Origin of the sequence: Legionella pneumophila subsp. pneumophila str. Philadelphia 1 (assembly GCF_000008485.1) — a bacterium.
GTDB classification, from domain to species: Bacteria; Pseudomonadota; Gammaproteobacteria; order Legionellales; family Legionellaceae; genus Legionella; species Legionella pneumophila.
On the sequence record NC_002942.5, the window covers coordinates 1,738,985 to 1,755,497 of the forward strand.

Here is a 16,513-nt window from a genome sequence, read left to right on the forward strand (position 1 = left end):
CTTTACCCCCTAACTTGTTCTGGACGAACGGTTAAACTGATATCGCGAAACAAATTAAATGTTTCAACGTCTTGAGGCACGGGAAGTGGTGAAGCCTTGTATATTGCTGTTTGTGCTGACCTATCTAACAAAGGATCACCACTGCTGCGGATTAGAGACACTTCCAGTACAGTTCCATCAGGTGCAAGGCGTATCCTGAATTGGCTCGACAGAGAACTGTCGACATTTTCAGGTAAAATCCAGTTGCGTCCGATCGCATTGACAATAAGTGCCTTGTATTTATCAACTTCACCAGCTATCCGTGCTTGTCTTTCAGCATTTTGGGCTGCCTGTTGGGCTGCAGCCGCTTCTGCTTGTCTTTTTCTTTCCATCTCTGCTTTTTCTTGCTCAGCACGGGCTTTTTCCGCTTTCAGCTTTTCAGCCTTCGCCTGTTCAGCTTTAAGTTTCTCGGCTTTCTCTTTTTCTTCTTGTTTTTTCTTATTGAGTTCAGCAAGTTTTTTAGCTTCCAATTCCCGTTGTTTGGCCAACTTTTCGTTTTGTTTCTTTAACTCTTCAATGCGTTTCGCTTCTAATGCTTTTTGCTCAGCTAATTCTTTTAACCGTTTTTTTTCTTCTTCAACTTGTTTTTTTCTGGCAATTGCAATTTTATTAGCTTCTTCTTTCAATCTTGCAATTTCTTGTTGCTCTTTGATTCTTTGCTGTTTTGCAGCCTCAGCTTGCCTTAATAATTCCTTTTGTCGATTAAGTTCAGCTTTCTTCTGTTGTTCACGTTCTTGTTTCAAACGATTAACGGTTTTCATTATTTCTTTATTGTCTACACTGACCGCTTTTACTACTTCCTGTTGAGAAGCAGTAGGTTGCATCATGCCAGGTGAATTTTTGGATTCAATGGTTAGCACAGGTTTTTTGCTGCTATTATCTGTAAAAAGCAATACAAGTAAAAAAAGATGAAGTGTTACAGCAAAAAGAAAAGCTTTTCTATAGGTAAGATCACTTATCATGCTTGCCCCTCATCACCAGTCTGAGAGTCAGTAAGCAACCCCACTTGCTCAGCCCCTGCTTGCTTTAAGAGTGCCATGGCTTGAACAACTTTCCCATAAGCAACCCCCTGATCTCCCTTAACAAGCACATTGAGTTTTTGACCTGACTGTTTGGCTAACTCCAGTTCTGCCGCAACTCGTACTAATAATGCCTGAGCTTCAATAGGTTCTGCTGGCGTACTACTAATATTTAAAAAATAGCTGCCTAATTGATTCACTGACACAATGATAGGTTCTCTGTCAGCAGCCTGTAAAGTTTGACTAGCTGCTTTGGGCAGATCTACTGTAACACCTTGTGTCAGCATTGGAGCAGTAATCATAAAAATAACCAGTAAAACCAACATAACATCAATGTAAGGCACTACATTAATTTCTGAGATTGGACGTTCACGATTGGTTTTAGATCGATTCATTTTAGGTCTTATCCTCTAGGTGAACCAGAAGTTTGTTGTTCAATTAAAGAAATCAGTTCTTCTTGAAATAAATCATATTTATTCAGCAAAGTATTGGCACGTGTCGTATATCGGTTGTAGGCAATAACCGCAGGAATTGCAGTAAATAGCCCTAAAGCGGTAGCAACCAGCGCTTCTGAAATACCTGGTGCCACCATTGCGATAGTGGCTTGTTGGGCATGTCCCAAAGCCTGAAATGATGTCATTATACCCCAAACTGTACCAAATAGACCCACATAGGGAGAAATAGACCCTACAGATGCAAAAAATGGTAAATGTTGCTCCAGTTTTTCCGCTTCTTTGGCATGACTTATCTGCATTACTCTTTGTATAGGCTCAATAGATACTTTGCCTTGTTTTCTGCAGCGAACAAACTCTTTAAAACCAGCGTGAAAGATAGCGGCCACCCCTTGTCTTTCATCACTATTACTGTCTACATCAGCATAGAGTTTGCTCAAATCTCCACAATCCCAGAACCTTCTGGTAAAGGTTTCAGTCATTTGCTTTCTACGATTAAAGAACCATGCTCTTTGAAAGATTAATGTCCATGAAATTATCGAAGCAATTAATAATATCAACATAACGGACTTTACTACCAAACCCGCTTGCATAAAATACATTAGTACATTTGCTTGATTAGCCACCATTAATCTCCACACTGAAAGGTTTCGTTATTCATTTCTCATAATATTAGGTAGTCGTTTGGGCTTTAAATTACTGCCAACGCAAACTACTTGAACACTGGCCCTGCAAATTAATTGTTTATGTTGATTAGATATCTCTTGATTAAATAGAAAACTGCACGCTCTAAATTCTTTAATTTCTGTTTTAATTGTTAATTGATCATCTAACCTGGCCGGAAATACATAATTAATTGTGAGTTCGTGAATCGCAAATAAAATATCGGATTTTTCGAATTCACTTAGAATTAAATTGTTTTGCCTTAATAATTCAGTTCGAGCTCTTTCCAAATAACAAAGGTAGTTAGCATGATAAACAATTCCCATATAATCAACATCTTCTGCATAGACTCTAATGTTATGCTGATGATTTGATATAAGATTCATGTGTTATTCCTGTTCGATCGCACTAAAGCCAAAATGCTGATAAGCTTTCGAAGTGGCTATTCTACCGCGAGGAGTGCGCATTAGAAAGCCTTGTTGTATTAAAAATGGCTCCAAAACATCTTCTATAGTCCCTTTTTCTTCGCCAATAGCAGCTGCAATACTATCTATGCCTACTGGACCACCATTGAAGTGTTCTATCACCGCTAACAATAATTTTCTATCCATTAAATCAAACCCGTGCTGATCCACTTCAAGCATTTCCAATGCTTGTTGAGCCATATCAACAGTAATGATGCCATTTCCTTTCACTTCAGAATAATCCCTGACTCTTCTTAACAGGCGATTGGCTATTCGTGGTGTTCCTCTGGAGCGTAATGCAATTTCTCTGGCTCCTTCGGGTTTTGTAGGGACACCAAGCAAATGCGCGGAGCGTGCCACAATCTGGGTAAGCGAATCAACAGAATAATATTCCAAACGTTGCACTATACCAAATCTATCCCTTAATGGCGAGGTAAGCAACCCTGCTCTTGTCGTTGCTCCAATTAATGTAAAGGGAGGTAACTCCAATTTAATGGATCGTGCTGCTGGCCCCTCTCCTATCATGATATCCAACTTATAATCTTCCATGGCTGGATAAAGAATTTCTTCTATAACAGGACTTAATCTATGAATTTCATCAATAAATAGTACATCATTTTGTTGTAGATTCGTCAATATAGCAGCAATATCGCCAGCACGCTCAATCACTGGCCCAGAAGTTTGTCTGATATTCACTCCCATTTCGTGAGCTATGATATTTGCAAGGGTAGTTTTACCAAGGCCAGGTGGGCCAAAAATAAGAACATGATCCAAAGGATCGTTTCTCTTTCTTGCCGCATTGATAAATATCTGCATCTGTGAGCTAACAGAATCTTGCCCTACGTACTCGCTCAAGCTAAGCGGCCTGATGGCTCTATCCATTGCGTCTTCCGAGACAATACTTTGACTACTTATTAGGCGATCACTTTCGAGCATAAGAGGTTTTATCGGGTTCATTCGAATGAAAGCATTTTAACATAGGTTTATCTAATAGCAGATCTTTGTAAGCTTATTTATTTAATAATTAAATGCAATTGATTTCACGATTAAGGTTGATGATTTTATATGATATCAAAATGATATTATAAAGTGTGATTCTCACTTACAATATCCATCAGCTGTTTTCGAGCTCTAAATATACGTGAGCGTACAGTTCCGATGGGGCAATGCATTTCTTTTGCAATATCCTGATAAGTTTGTCCATCAAATATGTGCAGCCCATAACATAATCGTAACTCTTCAGATAAACATGACATTGCTGCTTCTATTTGTTTCTCAAACTCTAATCCCATTATGTCTGACTCTGGAGAATTATGTGGTGTAGAAAATTGTTCATCCATATACTGCATTTCTGAATCAGCATATAAATTATTGGTACGAAAATAATTTTTAATAGTATTTTGAGTAATTTTATATAGCCAGGTTGAAAACTGACTGCGTTCATTAAAATAAGGTAAATGCCTAAATACTTTGATAAGAACTTCCTGAGTTAAATCATTGACATTTGTCCAGTCATGCGTGTAAAAATAAATCATTTGTCTAATTTTGCCCTGATAACGCTCAAACAGTTTATCAAAAGCTAAACCGTTGCCTTTTTGAGCTAATTCAATTAGAGATTCATCACTTAAAGAGGTCTCAATATGCATAGCTTCCTCATTATTCCTTTGCTTGTTATTACGTTAGGATAAGATAAAGTCTAATCATTGTTAACTTGGATTTATTTTAATCATTATGTATTATTATATACTATTTTTGTTGCTGTTTAGGTGTAATAATCGTAATTGATCGGTAGGTATTTGATCATTAAATAGAATTAGCATCTGATTTTTTTTATCTGAAGATAATTGAATAACTTGAAATAGCATATTATGAATAAGAATTTTTAGTTTGTCATAATGATGAGTAGTACCATCTATTGTTTCCAGTGACCACGTAAGATCTTTCAAGCATTTGATTTCTTTAACTTTTTGGCAAGCACTTTGGTAAGTTACGTCATTTTTAAATTGAATAACGATAAGAAAAATTAAGACGCCTTCTATCAACACAGGTAAAGAAGAATATAAAACTAATCCAATGGTGCACAAATAAAGAATCGTAATTAATCGAAGATATACTTTGGATTTACCTGGTTTAATCACAGTTTCTGATGAATGATACAATTTCAAGCAACTCTTTTTCGGGTTCCTCATGCCCCATTAACCAGGCATATAAATTAGGGTCATTGTGGGTTAATAGATTATCAAATGCTTTCAATTGATTTTCTGTAAGTCGATCAATCTCATTGGCTATGAATTTCTGTAAAACAAGATCAAGCTCTAGCATTCCTCGCCTGCATTTCCATAATAACCTTGATTTTTCTCTATTGTCCACAATGGATTTCCTCTGTTACTTCACGATAAATACAACATAACCCTAATTATTCAATAATGATATCTGATTTTGAGAGGCCAAATGATACACTACTCTGTATTATAAACAACATCACTGATCTTGATATGAAAACTATGTTAGAACATTTAGTGAATAATAGGTCTTTAATAACATTCCGCCCTATAGAGTCTGAATTATTATTAAATAAGCAGAAAAACTATCTTTTTGACTTATCCTATCTAGGTGTCATCGATTTGTTTGGAGAGAAATCAATAGATTTTCTGCAAGGGCAGTTAACTTGTGATTTACGATTGGTATCGGATGTTTCAATGGTTCAAGGGGCCCAATGTAACCTTAAAGGGAGAATTCTTTCCTTATTGGATATTATCAACTGGCAAGGTGTAAAATTAGTTCTGCCCCAAGATTTAATTGAAGTAACTCAGAATTCATTAAACAAAGTTGCACTGCTTTCTCGTGTTAAAATCACATCAAATAACAACTATAAAATTTTAGGCTTTTATTTACAGCATGATAATGATCAAATACCACAGCTACTACCTTTGCCCAGCGAATTGTATGCTTTATCTTGTACGGCTCATGGTTGTGTTTATCACTTAGGCAAAGGATTCTATATCTATTTAATCCATTCAGACTATTATGATAGTTTGTGCAAGCCTTTTATTGAAAATAATCAATTACTTGGTTCATTAACCTGGCATACCCTTAGATTATTTAACAATCAAATTGATATTTATCCTAATTCTAGGGGGCTCTTTTTACCACATAGAATTGGCTTACATCAAACCACGTACGTCAGTTTTGATAAAGGGTGTTATAAAGGTCAGGAAATCATCGCAAGAACTCACTATAGAGCCACTCTTAAGCATGAATTAAAGAAATTTGTGATTCAGTCAGATAATCAATTATATTCTGGTCAAAAATTATTTAAATCGGATGAAAACACAGAGGTTGGAGAGTTAATTGATTACTCCATGCTTGGTGAAAATCGATATTTGGTTGCTGCAAGTATATTAAAAGAGAACTTTTCATCTGTCTGTTTGGAAGGCAATAAATTTCCAATCCAATTAGAAGGAAAAATTGAGCTTGAACTTTGAAGTTCAGGCTCAATTTTCAAAAACAGAGGGCTATTTGCTTTTTCCAGGCAGCATACGCTTCAATACATTGTCTTTATCAATAAAATGATGCTTAAGAGCACCCAAAACATGCAGTGTGATGAAGGCGATTAAAATCCACGCAATAATTTCATGGGATTCAGCCATTAATTTTGCTAGAGATTTATTAGGTTCAATCCATGGAAGTGGCGCTTTAAACAAGCCAAAGTAATTTGGTATTCTGTCTGCTGCAACTGACATGATCCAACCACTCAATGGCATAACAATCAAGAGTACATAAAAACCATATTGCACAGACCTTGACAATATTTTCTCCCAAGATTTAACAGACGCAGGTAAAGCAGGCTTTCCTTTAGCATGGATCCAAATAAACCTCAAAATCATCAAGAAAAGGATAGTAATTCCTGTTGATTTATGAAGCATATAAGCAACCCCCTGAAATTGCTCAGGTATTTCATCAAGAAAAAAACCTGCTATTAGCATGATTATAACTGCCAATGCAATGATCCAATGAAATAATTTGCTCAGTGTTGAATATTCTGAAGCAGTTTTAGCCTCCATTTCATTTAACTCCTTTCATGTCAAAATGACTCTTCCATTTTTAAATTGGATTGTAATGTCGTTTGGGTTAAATCCAGCAACTCTCGGGTAGCAACTAAAAACATAGTATAGTTCAAAGCTGTACTTGATTTCAGAGCTGTCAGAATATAGTTCCACCTGTCAATTAAAGAAACGTGTGTCTCTCCCCATCTTGTTAATCGTTCTTGCAAATCCTTATTATTAGGCTCAAAGCCCATTATGGCAGCTGTTAACTGGCGTTGTTGCCAATCCAAATCATCGCGTAATGCCTCTCGAGATAAAGATTCCCAATGATTTTCAGTTGTGTGAACAATAATTTGGGTTCTAAGCCAAGCTATGTCAAGAAATTCGCCAATACCAAAATATATTTCAGCTACTTTTGATATTTTTATGTTTTCCTCGTAGGCAATTTCTATAATGTCTGTTGCGGCAAACAAGCCTCGAGTCACTGTTAATTCATGGGCAAGTTGAGGCGGTATCCCTTCTTTTATCCGCTCTTGGTAATGCTCTTCATATTGAATCCGGCCTGTTTCACCAAAAACGGCAGGCATGGATTTTTTCAGTTCATCAACCCCTTTTGCATATAACTCTATCGCCTGCGTTATACTCATCGACCTTCTATGTGTCCGTAAAAACCACCTAGTCACTCTCCTGGATAGTCGAACATACAGCATCATCATATCAACTTGAGCTTGCGCGCTGACTTTTGTACCAAGTTCCTCAATTTGTTTCCATATTGCTTCCAGATTCAAGACACTTCTGGCAATCATATAGGCCCTGACAATTGCCGCAACAGAGGCCCCAGTTTCATCTTGTAACCTGTAAACATACGTGAAGCCCATTTCATTAACAATAATGTTACTTAAACGGGTAGCAATTATCTCCCTTCTTAAGGGATGATCTTGCATTTGTTTACTAAAACGCTCTTGCAGAGGTTTGGGAAATGAACCAATAAGTATTTGATTCATATAATCTTCTTCAGGAACTTCAGAAGCAAGAACTTGCTCTTTTAGTATGGTTTTGCTGTAGCACATTAAAACAGCAATTCCAGGTTGAGTTAATCCTTTCCCCATTAGTTTGTGTTCCATTAGGACTTTTTCATCAGGTAAAAACTCTAAAGTTCTGTCAATTTTTCCTGTTTTTTCTAGTTCGTTAATATATCTTGCATGTAATTCAATGGCTCTTAAGGCTTGAGAAGCAGTTAAGCTAATGGCTCGGGTTTGTAGGAAATTATCTCTGAGCACTAATTTGGCTACTTCATCGGTCATATTACTTAAAAGCTCATTTCTTTGTTTTGGAGTCAGATCCCCAGCTGATACAACATTATTCAATAAAATCTTAATATTAACTTCTTTGTCTGAGCAATTAACCCCACCAGAATTATCTATGAAATCTGTATAGACTTTGCCGCCGTGTAAACTATACTCCACTCGTGCTAACTGGGTTAATCCCAAATTCCCACCTTCGCCTATAACTTTGCATCTCAACTGATTGGCATTAACACGAGTTGCATCGTTTGTTCGATCTCCTACGCTGGTATTACTTTCAGTACTCGATTTGACATAGGTTCCAATTCCAGCACTCCAAAGTAAATCCACATCGGCTTTTAATATTGCTTTAATTAGATCATTAGGTTCAATCGAAGTTTGTTTTATTCCAAATACTTTCTGCATTTCAGGGCTAACCGGGATAGATTTTGCACTACGAGAAAAAACCCCTCCTCCTTTGGAAATGAGTTTTTTATCATAGTCTGTCCAGTTAGATCTGGGAAGGTTGAATAATCGCTCACGCTCTTTAAAGCTAGCTTCAGCTTCAGGATTAGGGTCTATAAATATATGAATATGATTAAAAGCGCCTACAAGCTTGATATGCCTGGACAACAACATGCCATTTCCAAAGACATCCCCGGCCATATCTCCTATGCCAACCACAGTGAAATCATTGTTTTGGATATCTCTGTTCAATTCATAGAAATGGCGTTTAACAGATTCCCATGCCCCTTTAGCAGTAATCCCCATTTTTTTATGATCATAACCAACAGAGCCACCTGAGGCAAAAGCATCTCCAAGCCAAAAATCATATTCCTGGGAAATTGAATTGGCAATATCAGAAAATGTCGCTGTGCCTTTGTCTGCAGCGACCACAAGATAAGGGTCATCTTCATCATAAAAAACAACATTTTGGGGTTTTACAATGAGTCCTTCTTTGTAATTGTCTGTTATATCCAGCAAACCTCTTATAAAGAGTTTATAACAGCTGATTCCCTCCTCCATAATTTCTTCACGAGTAGCATTAGCTGGTATCTGTTTGGGTACAAAACCACCTTTGGCGCCACTGGGGACAATTACAGAGTTCTTTACTTGTTGAGCCTTCATTAAGCCAAGAATTTCGGTTCGGAAATCTTCACGTCTGTCCGACCAGCGTAAACCTCCGCGAGCCACTTTACCACAGCGCAAATGCACCCCTTCAAATCGTGGCGAGTAAACAAAAATTTCAAACATGGGGTATGGTTTTGGTACACCAGGAATGAGTTTGCTGGACAATTTTATAGAAATATAATTCTTAGGATTACCTTGAGCGTCTACTTGATAAAAATTGGTACGAAGAGTGGCACCGATGGCATGCACGTATTGTCTTATAATTCTGTCTTCATCCAGATTGGCTACATTATCAAGATCAGATAAGATTTCAGCGACAAGTGCAACGTATCTATCCTCTCTCTTTTTGGAGTCATGGGGATTGCACCGAATTTCAAATAACCTAACTAATTTCTTGGCAATGCTTACATTATTATTTAGTGCTGTTTCCATATAATCCTGGCTAAATGTAAACCCTATTTGCCTGAAATATTTTGCATAGGTTCTTAATACAGCAACTTCCCTCCAATTTAGTCCGGCCGCTAATACCAATAAATTAAAGCCATCATTTTCTGCATCACCAAACCATACTCTGGCAAATGCATTTTGAAATAACTCTTTTATTTCGTCGATATTAAACTCGCTTTCTTTGTTGTATTGCATGGCAAAATCGTTAATCCATGCTACTTTACCATCTTCAAATTTTAAAACATAAGGACGTTCACTAATTGCTCTTAAACCAAGTTTTTCCAGGATAGGTAATACATCAGACAAAGGAATAGTGGTGTCATGCTGATAAACCTTTAACCTAAAGCTCTTCTCAGATTCATCCAATGGCTTATAGAAATTAATACCGAGCGAATTTTCAGGGCTTAGCATTTCAATATGCTTAATATCATAGACAGCCGTTCTAGGTGAAAAGGTATCAGAATAAGATATTGGAAACGCATTTTTATACCGAGAGTAAAGTGAATTGGCTTGTTCTTCGCCATAGACTTCATGTAAATGATGTTGCAAATCATCAATCCACGACCGCCCCACTTCAATCAATTTTTGCTCTATTTCTTTTAAATCAAAATCGGGTAAATTTTTGGGATTAACCCTTACTATAAAATGAATTCTTGCCAATACCGATTCCGAAAACTGAGTAGAAAAGGTAATCTCTTCAGCGTTAAAACTGTCTGCCAAAATTTTTTGCATGGCATATCTTAATTCAGTATTAAACCGATCCTTGGGAACATATACCAAGCATGAAATAAATCGCTTGTAAACATCGGCTCTGGCAAACAGGCGGATACGTTTTCTATCTTGCATATAGAAAATACCCATAGCTATTTCCAGTAACTCATCCTCAGTGCCTTGAATTAAATCATCTCTTGGAAGAGTTTCAAGTATATTCAATAATACTTTACCTGCATGGCTATAGGGATTTAAATTAGAATTTTTCATAATTAATGCGACTTTATGTCGCAAAAACGGAATATGCTTGGGATTTGTATGATAAGCTGCAGAAGTATACAGTCCTATAATGCGCCTTTCGCCAATCACCTCTCCTTTTTTATTGAAGCGCTTAACACCAATATAATCGGTATAAGCATCTCTATGAACAGAGGCTAAAGTATTTGTTTTGGACATTACAAGAATACGGGGTGATGAAATTAATCCTTGTGCCTCTGGTCCCATTGCCGTAATACTTCTTGCATTTGATTTGCTCAGACTTTGGCGCAAAACGCCCAATCCTGTTTCAGGAATAGGTTGTAAAATGGTTTCTTTTCCTTTTTTAACCAAATCATAATCTCGTAATCCTAAAAAAGTAAAATGGTGATCTTCCATCCAATTTAAAAAGGCTTTCGTCTCTTCAATTTCACTGATATCAATTGTCTTTGGTACAGTATCAAGCTCCTTAATAATTTCTCGTACTTTAGTACGCATTTTATCCCAATCTTCAAATACCGCTCGATTGTCCTCAAGAGCGCGTTCAAAATTTTTGTGCAGCTCCGTTAAGGTAGCCGGGTCTGTTTGTCGATCAATTTCTATAAAAATGGGAGCCTCATGTAAAACATCATCTCTAGCAGCTCCACCATTTCTTGGAAGAATTTCAGTAACCCTGTTATGGCTGTCTCTTTTCACCCTAATTCCTCCCATATGGATAGTAAGATGAGATGTTAATCCCATTCGATTAATTACTATCCTCAGAGAATCTACAATAAAAGGCATATCTTCGCAGATAACTTCTACAACAGTATGTGTAGTTTGCCATCCATGACGTTCATAATCAGGATTATAAATCCTGATTTTTGTTTCGTGTGGAGCGCGTTCACAAATCAAAGACCAGAAATTGACTGCTGCTCCATAAAGATCATCAATCTCCCACTCTAAAAGATCTTCAAGGGCGACAGTCCCATAAAATTGCTTCGCGAATTCAGCGCAAAACTCTGTTTGTTCGCCAGTCATTGTTTGCTTAATTTTTTCAACAACGCTTTTTACTATTGCGTCTTTACCTTCTTCAAATTTATAGGACATTCATTTACCCCTTCAGGTTCACTTATGCTCCGAAGCATTAATTGTTATTAATCATTGTATGTATACTAAAGTATTCTTTGTTGCCCAAGCTGCCAGCTCAATAATTGCATCATTATTCAGGCGAATGCATCCATGTGAGCCAGGTATACCTAGTTGAGTTGTATCTGGTGTGCCGTGAATATAAATGTAACGATGTAAAGTATCTACATCTCCGCCCTTGTTTCGACCAGGCTCTAATCCATCCAATTGTAAAACTCGGGTTAATATCCAATCCCTTTCTGGAAATTGAGTTGCCAATGATTCTGAATAAATCTCACCAGTCCATTCTCTGGCAACCATCACACTATTAATTGGCAGATCAATGCCAAGTATAGAATAGATCTTATGCCAACCTCTCGGGGTGCATCCACTATTAATTTTTTCACCCACGCCATTTTTCCCGGATGAAATAGCATAGTTTGCAATTAAATGATCCTTTTCAAAACAACTCATCTCCTGTTTTTTTATTGAAATAAAAATGAATTTACTATTTTTTACCATGTTTTGGGTCACTAATCGCAATTGTTTTGGTATTTACAAACTCTAATATACCTTCTCTTGATAACTCTCTACCATATCCTGATCGCTTTATTCCCCCAAAAGGAAGTCTTGGATCAGAGGCTACAAAAGCATTAACAAAACAGGTTCCCGCTTCAATTTCATAAGTAGCAATATGCTCTCCCTTATTAAGATCTTTTGTAAATACAGCAGCACCTAAACCATACTGGCTCATATTGGCCAGTAAAATTGCCTCACTCTCATTTTTAGCAGTAATAATAACAATAACAGGCCCAAATAGTTCCTCATCAAAAGCTGTCATTCCAGGTTTAACATCAGTTAATAATGTCGGCGGGTAGAAGTACCCTTTACCCTCCGGAATTATACCACCAAGCAATAATTTAGCACCTTGTTTAACAGATTTTTCTACTTGTGAATGCAAATTTTCTCGTAAATCTTTTCTTGCCATGGGTCCCAAATTAATATTGGGGTCTAATGGATCTCCCATTTTGTATTTGCTGATGAGTTCTTTGATTTTAGAAATTAATTCTTTTTCAATCGATTGAAGTGCTATAACTCGCTTGGCCGCAATGCAGACCTGCCCGGTATTATTTAATCGTGAAGCCACAATGCATTGAGCAGCAAGATCTAAATCCGCATCTTCAAGAATCAAATAGGGATCTGAACCGCCTAATTCTAGAACCGATTTTTTCAAATTTTTACCTGCATTCGCTGCAACACTTTGACCGGCACGTTCACTTCCAGTTAAAGTAACTGCGGTAACAAATTGATTTTCAATGATATGAGATGCCCCATCATTATCTACAATTAAGTGTTGAAATAATGAAGAAGGAAATCCAGCGTCTCTGAATAATTCTTCGATTTTATTCCCTGTTCCACTCGATATTGGAGCATGTTTTAAAATAGCCCCATTACCCGCCATGATAGTTGGTGCTGAAAATCTAAAAACCTGCCAAAATGGGAAATTCCAAGGCATTATGGCAAATACAATTCCTAGTGGTCTGTAACAAACTTTTGCTGTTTTCATTTCAGTTTGAACAGTTCTTGGCATTAGGTATTGTTCTGCATTTTCAGCATAATGTTCACATACCCAAGCACACTTCTCAATTTCAGCACGACCTGCTGCAATAGGTTTACCCATTTCTAAAGCCATTAAATGCGCTAACTCTTGCTTTTTATCTTTTAATATCTGAGCAAGATTGAGCATTAAAGAGCGCCTTATGTCGAATTTAGAATTTTTCCAATTTAAATAAGCCTCATATCCGCACGCTATTTTTTTATCTATTGAATCAAAATCCAAGCATGTGTAGATATTTAGAACTTCTTCAGTTGTCGGGTTGACAGTTTGAATATTCATTTAATTACTCGATATGATTAACGTTGCCTATAGTTTAGACCAAATCAAAGCTTTTTTTATTTTAAATAATTAACCTAACTTGCACTTTGCTTTTGAATATTGATACTATTTTTATTTTAAACGACATTGTCTTAAAGAACAGTAATAAAAATCAACCTGTTAAGTAAAAAGGACTTGTACTGTTTTAGTAAAAAGCAAAAACACATCGTCTTAATGAACAAAACAATCCAGATTTAATCATTGCGCTGGATATTTTTAAAGGTAACTTGTTTTTTGCTTTTACAAAAAAGACTGAAGCCCTAATTACATTGATTAACTCTAGGATAAGTAATGAATCCAATAAAGCCTCCCTTTACCCTTAATCAATATTTTGCCGCCTGGTTTGTCCATGTATTTACTGCCAGCGCTGCCTGTATTGGTGTCTTTAGCTTATATAAAATTTACCAGCATGATTATGTATTTGCTTTATGGCTAATGGCAATTACTGTATTTATTGACGCAGTAGATGGTAGCCTTGCTCGATTGGTTCATGTAAAAAGCGTATTGCCTAAAATTGATGGCGCTTTATTAGACAATATAGTTGACTATTTGAATTATGTCATTACTCCATGTTTTTTCTTGCTAGTTAAACCGGGTATGCTGCCAGCTGATTATGTCGTACCAATTACAGCCGCAATTACAATTACATCAGCCTATCAATTCTGCCAGGATGACGCCAAAACTCCTGATCACTTTTTTAAAGGGTTCCCCTGCTATTGGAATATTACTGTCTTCTATATGTATATTTTTAACACTTCTATGATTGTGAACACTGTCCTCTTGTCCCTTTTTTGTGTACTGATTTTTATTCCAGTAAAATATGTTTACCCATCAAGGTTAGATTACTTGACTGAGTCGAGAGTCTTGAAAATATTAATGCATTGTTGTTCTGCTCTTTATGGCATCAGTTCATTTTGCCTGCTAGTTAATTACCCCGAAACAAATAAATTATGGGTAAGCCTATCTTTAGGCTATGTGGGCATGTATTTATTTTTAAGTTTCTACAGGACTTATTATCCGATGTTCAAAGCTAAGATTACGGCAAATAATAAAGATTGAGTTTAAATGTAATTTATGTTTTCCATGCAGATATTACATTTCTGGCGGCACTGTTTTATCTTACTCTTTTAGGAATTTTTCTGTTCTTATTGCTTTAAATAGTATCTGTTTACTGAAAAAATAGAGAGGTAATGCAAGCAATTGATATAAAATCTACGCCTCTATAGAAGTTAAATTATGCCAATAACTTATGAATACCTGATAACAAAGATATAATAAAGACGAATTAATAGCTTCTATGCGTTTGATTTTTTTATTCCATGATAGACTTTGTCTATTTAATGATTAAAATAGCATCTTAATTTTGTTTTCTGAGGAAATTATGTCATTAATTAATTATTTTACTAAAACGCTGTTAATCACAGCTTTTGCGACCAATGCAGTCCAGGCTGCTTCGATTTTTCCCCGTGGCTGTGAAGTCACTGGTTTTGGTTATAGTGAAAATTATTTAATTTTAAATGAAACAGGTAATCAAACCTATTATCTCATTCAAAACCGTTCAGATTCGAAAATTGAGCTTGAACGTTTTGATAACTCAGATGCGTTTATGATTCCTCCCTTACAAGCATCGCTAGATCCAATGAGTTGGGCAGCATTCGCCTCAGATGTAAAAAATTTAAACTTTAAGTGTTATAAGCATGTTGATGAAAATACTGCTTTAGTTGATTGTCGAGATGTTCTCGAAGTCTGCCAATATCCTCGTGTTAAATTTGCACTTAGTAATATGGGAAACTATTGGATTTCTACTAATAAATCACAAAATGAAGTTATACAGGAATCGGTTGCTAAAGGAATTTACCTAAAATGGTGATCCGTGAGTAAAACAAAGCATGACACGCTATATCTGGTACTAGGTATTGTTGGTGCTTTGTTACTTATTTATGGGCTGAGCCAGAATAATCCCCAAGTCTATTACATTACTGGCTCACTTGCTCTCATGATTACAGCAATTCATTATAAATTGATTTATTTTATTGCTCTGGAATTAATTTTGGGGGCAGGCCATACCTCCCTACTCCTTGGTATGGGGAGATATATTGGATTAGCTTTACCTTCTTTACTGTGTTTACAGCTACTGATTTTTTATTTAATGTTTGGCAAGGGAAACAGTATTTTTTTATTAACCGGCATTATAGGAATAGCACTGCTTTCGATGGGGCTTGCCTACCATAATCAAATCATATTTTTTTCTGGAAGTTCAGGCGTAGCTGCATATTCTTATTATAGTGCGTATAGAGGTCAATACATCTGTTACATATGGGGCATTCTTAATACAATATTTGCGTCATATGCTCTTTATCAATTGGTATTTTAAGATTATTTGAGGGATTTAATAAAATGGCTAGAACTCTATCAAACATGCTTCCATTAGGTACAGTAGCTCCTCATTTTGAATTATTGGATGTAGTTAGTGGAAGCAAAGTTAAATTAAGAGAGACTCCACGCTATGTGGCTACTGTGATTATGTTTATATGCAACCATTGTCCCTTTGTGAAACATATCAATAATGAATTAACACAACTTGCTAATGACTATATTCCCCAAGGAATTCGTTTTTTAGCTATTAACTCCAATGATGTAGAGAGTTACCCTGATGACTCACCTGAAAATATGATTCAAACTGCTAAAGTTCATCAGTATCCATTTCCATATCTTTTTGATGAAACCCAGGAAGTAGCAAAAGCATATAATGCAGCTTGCACACCAGATTTCTTTGTTTTTGATTCTGATTTGTCTTTAGTTTATCGAGGGCAATTAGATGATTCAAGACCAGGAAATGGTATTCCTGTAACTGGCAACTCAATACGCCAGGCTTTGGATTGCTTATTAAATAATAAACCTTTTGATTTTGAACAAAAACCAAGTATTGGATGCAACATCAAGTGGAAAATATAGGCTGA

The 16,513-nt window shown here is 36.3% G+C and carries 17 protein-coding genes; 5 read left to right on the forward strand and 12 right to left on the reverse strand.

From position 1 onward, the window contains the following. Positions 1-2: 2 nt before the first annotated feature. From tolA to LPG_RS07910, 8 genes are all read right to left on the reverse strand, one after another. Complete coding sequence (gene tolA / locus LPG_RS07875; protein WP_010947301.1) at positions 3-1,001, reverse strand: cell envelope integrity protein TolA; 999 nt, start codon at positions 999-1,001, stop codon at positions 3-5. After that, complete coding sequence (gene tolR, locus LPG_RS07880; RefSeq protein WP_010947302.1) at positions 998-1,453, reverse strand: protein TolR; 456 nt, start codon at positions 1,451-1,453, stop codon at positions 998-1,000. The genes tolA and tolR overlap by 4 nt, the downstream gene beginning before the upstream one ends. Positions 1,454-1,461: 8 nt before the next feature. Continuing rightward, positions 1,462-2,139: a protein TolQ gene (tolQ, locus tag LPG_RS07885; RefSeq protein WP_011946571.1), complete on the reverse strand. Its 678-nt coding sequence runs from the start codon at positions 2,137-2,139 to the stop codon at positions 1,462-1,464. A gap of 24 nt (positions 2,140-2,163) precedes the next feature. Beyond that, positions 2,164-2,559, reverse strand: coding sequence for a tol-pal system-associated acyl-CoA thioesterase (ybgC, locus tag LPG_RS07890; protein WP_010947304.1), 396 nt, complete (start codon positions 2,557-2,559; stop codon positions 2,164-2,166). Positions 2,560-2,562: 3 nt separating this feature from the next. After that, a complete protein-coding gene (gene ruvB / locus LPG_RS07895) occupies positions 2,563-3,573 on the reverse strand; it encodes a Holliday junction branch migration DNA helicase RuvB (RefSeq protein ID WP_025862355.1) in 1,011 nt (336 codons plus the stop codon). A gap of 146 nt (positions 3,574-3,719) precedes the next feature. Then, on the reverse strand, positions 3,720-4,283 hold the full coding sequence (locus LPG_RS07900; protein WP_010947306.1) for a sigma-70 family RNA polymerase sigma factor: 564 nt from the start codon (positions 4,281-4,283) through the stop codon (positions 3,720-3,722). Positions 4,284-4,376: 93 nt separating this feature from the next. Next, positions 4,377-4,826, reverse strand: a complete 450-nt coding sequence (locus tag LPG_RS07905) for a lpg1578 family Dot/Icm T4SS effector (RefSeq protein WP_010947307.1) — start codon at positions 4,824-4,826, stop codon at positions 4,377-4,379. Then, on the reverse strand, positions 4,768-5,007 hold the full coding sequence (locus LPG_RS07910) for a succinate dehydrogenase assembly factor 2 (protein WP_011215498.1): 240 nt from the start codon (positions 5,005-5,007) through the stop codon (positions 4,768-4,770). The genes LPG_RS07905 and LPG_RS07910 overlap by 59 nt, the downstream gene beginning before the upstream one ends. Positions 5,008-5,132: 125 nt before the next feature. Between LPG_RS07910 and LPG_RS07915 the strand changes: the two genes are divergently transcribed. Next, the gene (locus LPG_RS07915; protein ID WP_025862353.1) at positions 5,133-6,122 is read left to right on the forward strand and encodes a YgfZ/GcvT domain-containing protein; all 990 of its coding nucleotides are present in this window, start codon (positions 5,133-5,135) and stop codon (positions 6,120-6,122) included. A 30-nt stretch (positions 6,123-6,152) separates the two neighbouring features. Here the strand turns inward: LPG_RS07915 and LPG_RS07920 are convergent, their stop codons facing one another. From LPG_RS07920 to LPG_RS07935, 4 genes are read right to left on the reverse strand one after another with little or no spacing between them, the layout of a single operon-like run. Beyond that, positions 6,153-6,701, reverse strand: a complete 549-nt coding sequence (locus LPG_RS07920) for a cytochrome b (RefSeq protein WP_010947309.1) — start codon at positions 6,699-6,701, stop codon at positions 6,153-6,155. 20 nt (positions 6,702-6,721) lie between these two features. Beyond that, positions 6,722-11,599 (reverse strand): NAD-glutamate dehydrogenase, encoded by a 4,878-nt coding sequence (locus LPG_RS07925; protein WP_010947310.1) that lies wholly within the window; start codon positions 11,597-11,599, stop codon positions 6,722-6,724. A gap of 51 nt (positions 11,600-11,650) precedes the next feature. Next, positions 11,651-12,139 (reverse strand): L,D-transpeptidase, encoded by a 489-nt coding sequence (locus tag LPG_RS07930; RefSeq protein ID WP_015444466.1) that lies wholly within the window; start codon positions 12,137-12,139, stop codon positions 11,651-11,653. Beyond that, entirely contained in the window at positions 12,126-13,514 is a 1,389-nt protein-coding gene (locus LPG_RS07935; RefSeq protein ID WP_010947312.1) for an NAD-dependent succinate-semialdehyde dehydrogenase, read from the reverse strand. The genes LPG_RS07930 and LPG_RS07935 overlap by 14 nt, the downstream gene beginning before the upstream one ends. 330 nt (positions 13,515-13,844) lie before the next feature. Here LPG_RS07935 and pcsA point away from each other — a divergent pair, with 330 nt between their 5' ends. The 4 genes from pcsA to LPG_RS07955 all read left to right on the forward strand — a co-directional run bounded on the left by pcsA (position 13,845) and on the right by LPG_RS07955 (position 16,508). Beyond that, on the forward strand, positions 13,845-14,612 hold the full coding sequence (pcsA, locus tag LPG_RS07940) for a phosphatidylcholine synthase (RefSeq protein ID WP_010947313.1): 768 nt from the start codon (positions 13,845-13,847) through the stop codon (positions 14,610-14,612). Positions 14,613-14,934: 322 nt separating this feature from the next. After that, a complete protein-coding gene (locus LPG_RS07945) occupies positions 14,935-15,423 on the forward strand; it encodes a hypothetical protein (protein ID WP_010947314.1) in 489 nt (162 codons plus the stop codon). Positions 15,424-15,426: 3 nt separating this feature from the next. Then, positions 15,427-15,927 carry a hypothetical protein gene (locus tag LPG_RS07950; RefSeq protein ID WP_015444463.1) on the forward strand — a complete coding sequence of 167 codons (501 nt, stop codon included), beginning with the start codon at positions 15,427-15,429 and terminating at the stop codon, positions 15,925-15,927. Between the two features lie 23 nt (positions 15,928-15,950). Continuing rightward, positions 15,951-16,508 (forward strand): thioredoxin family protein, encoded by a 558-nt coding sequence (locus LPG_RS07955; RefSeq protein WP_010947316.1) that lies wholly within the window; start codon positions 15,951-15,953, stop codon positions 16,506-16,508. Positions 16,509-16,513: the final 5 nt, after the last annotated feature.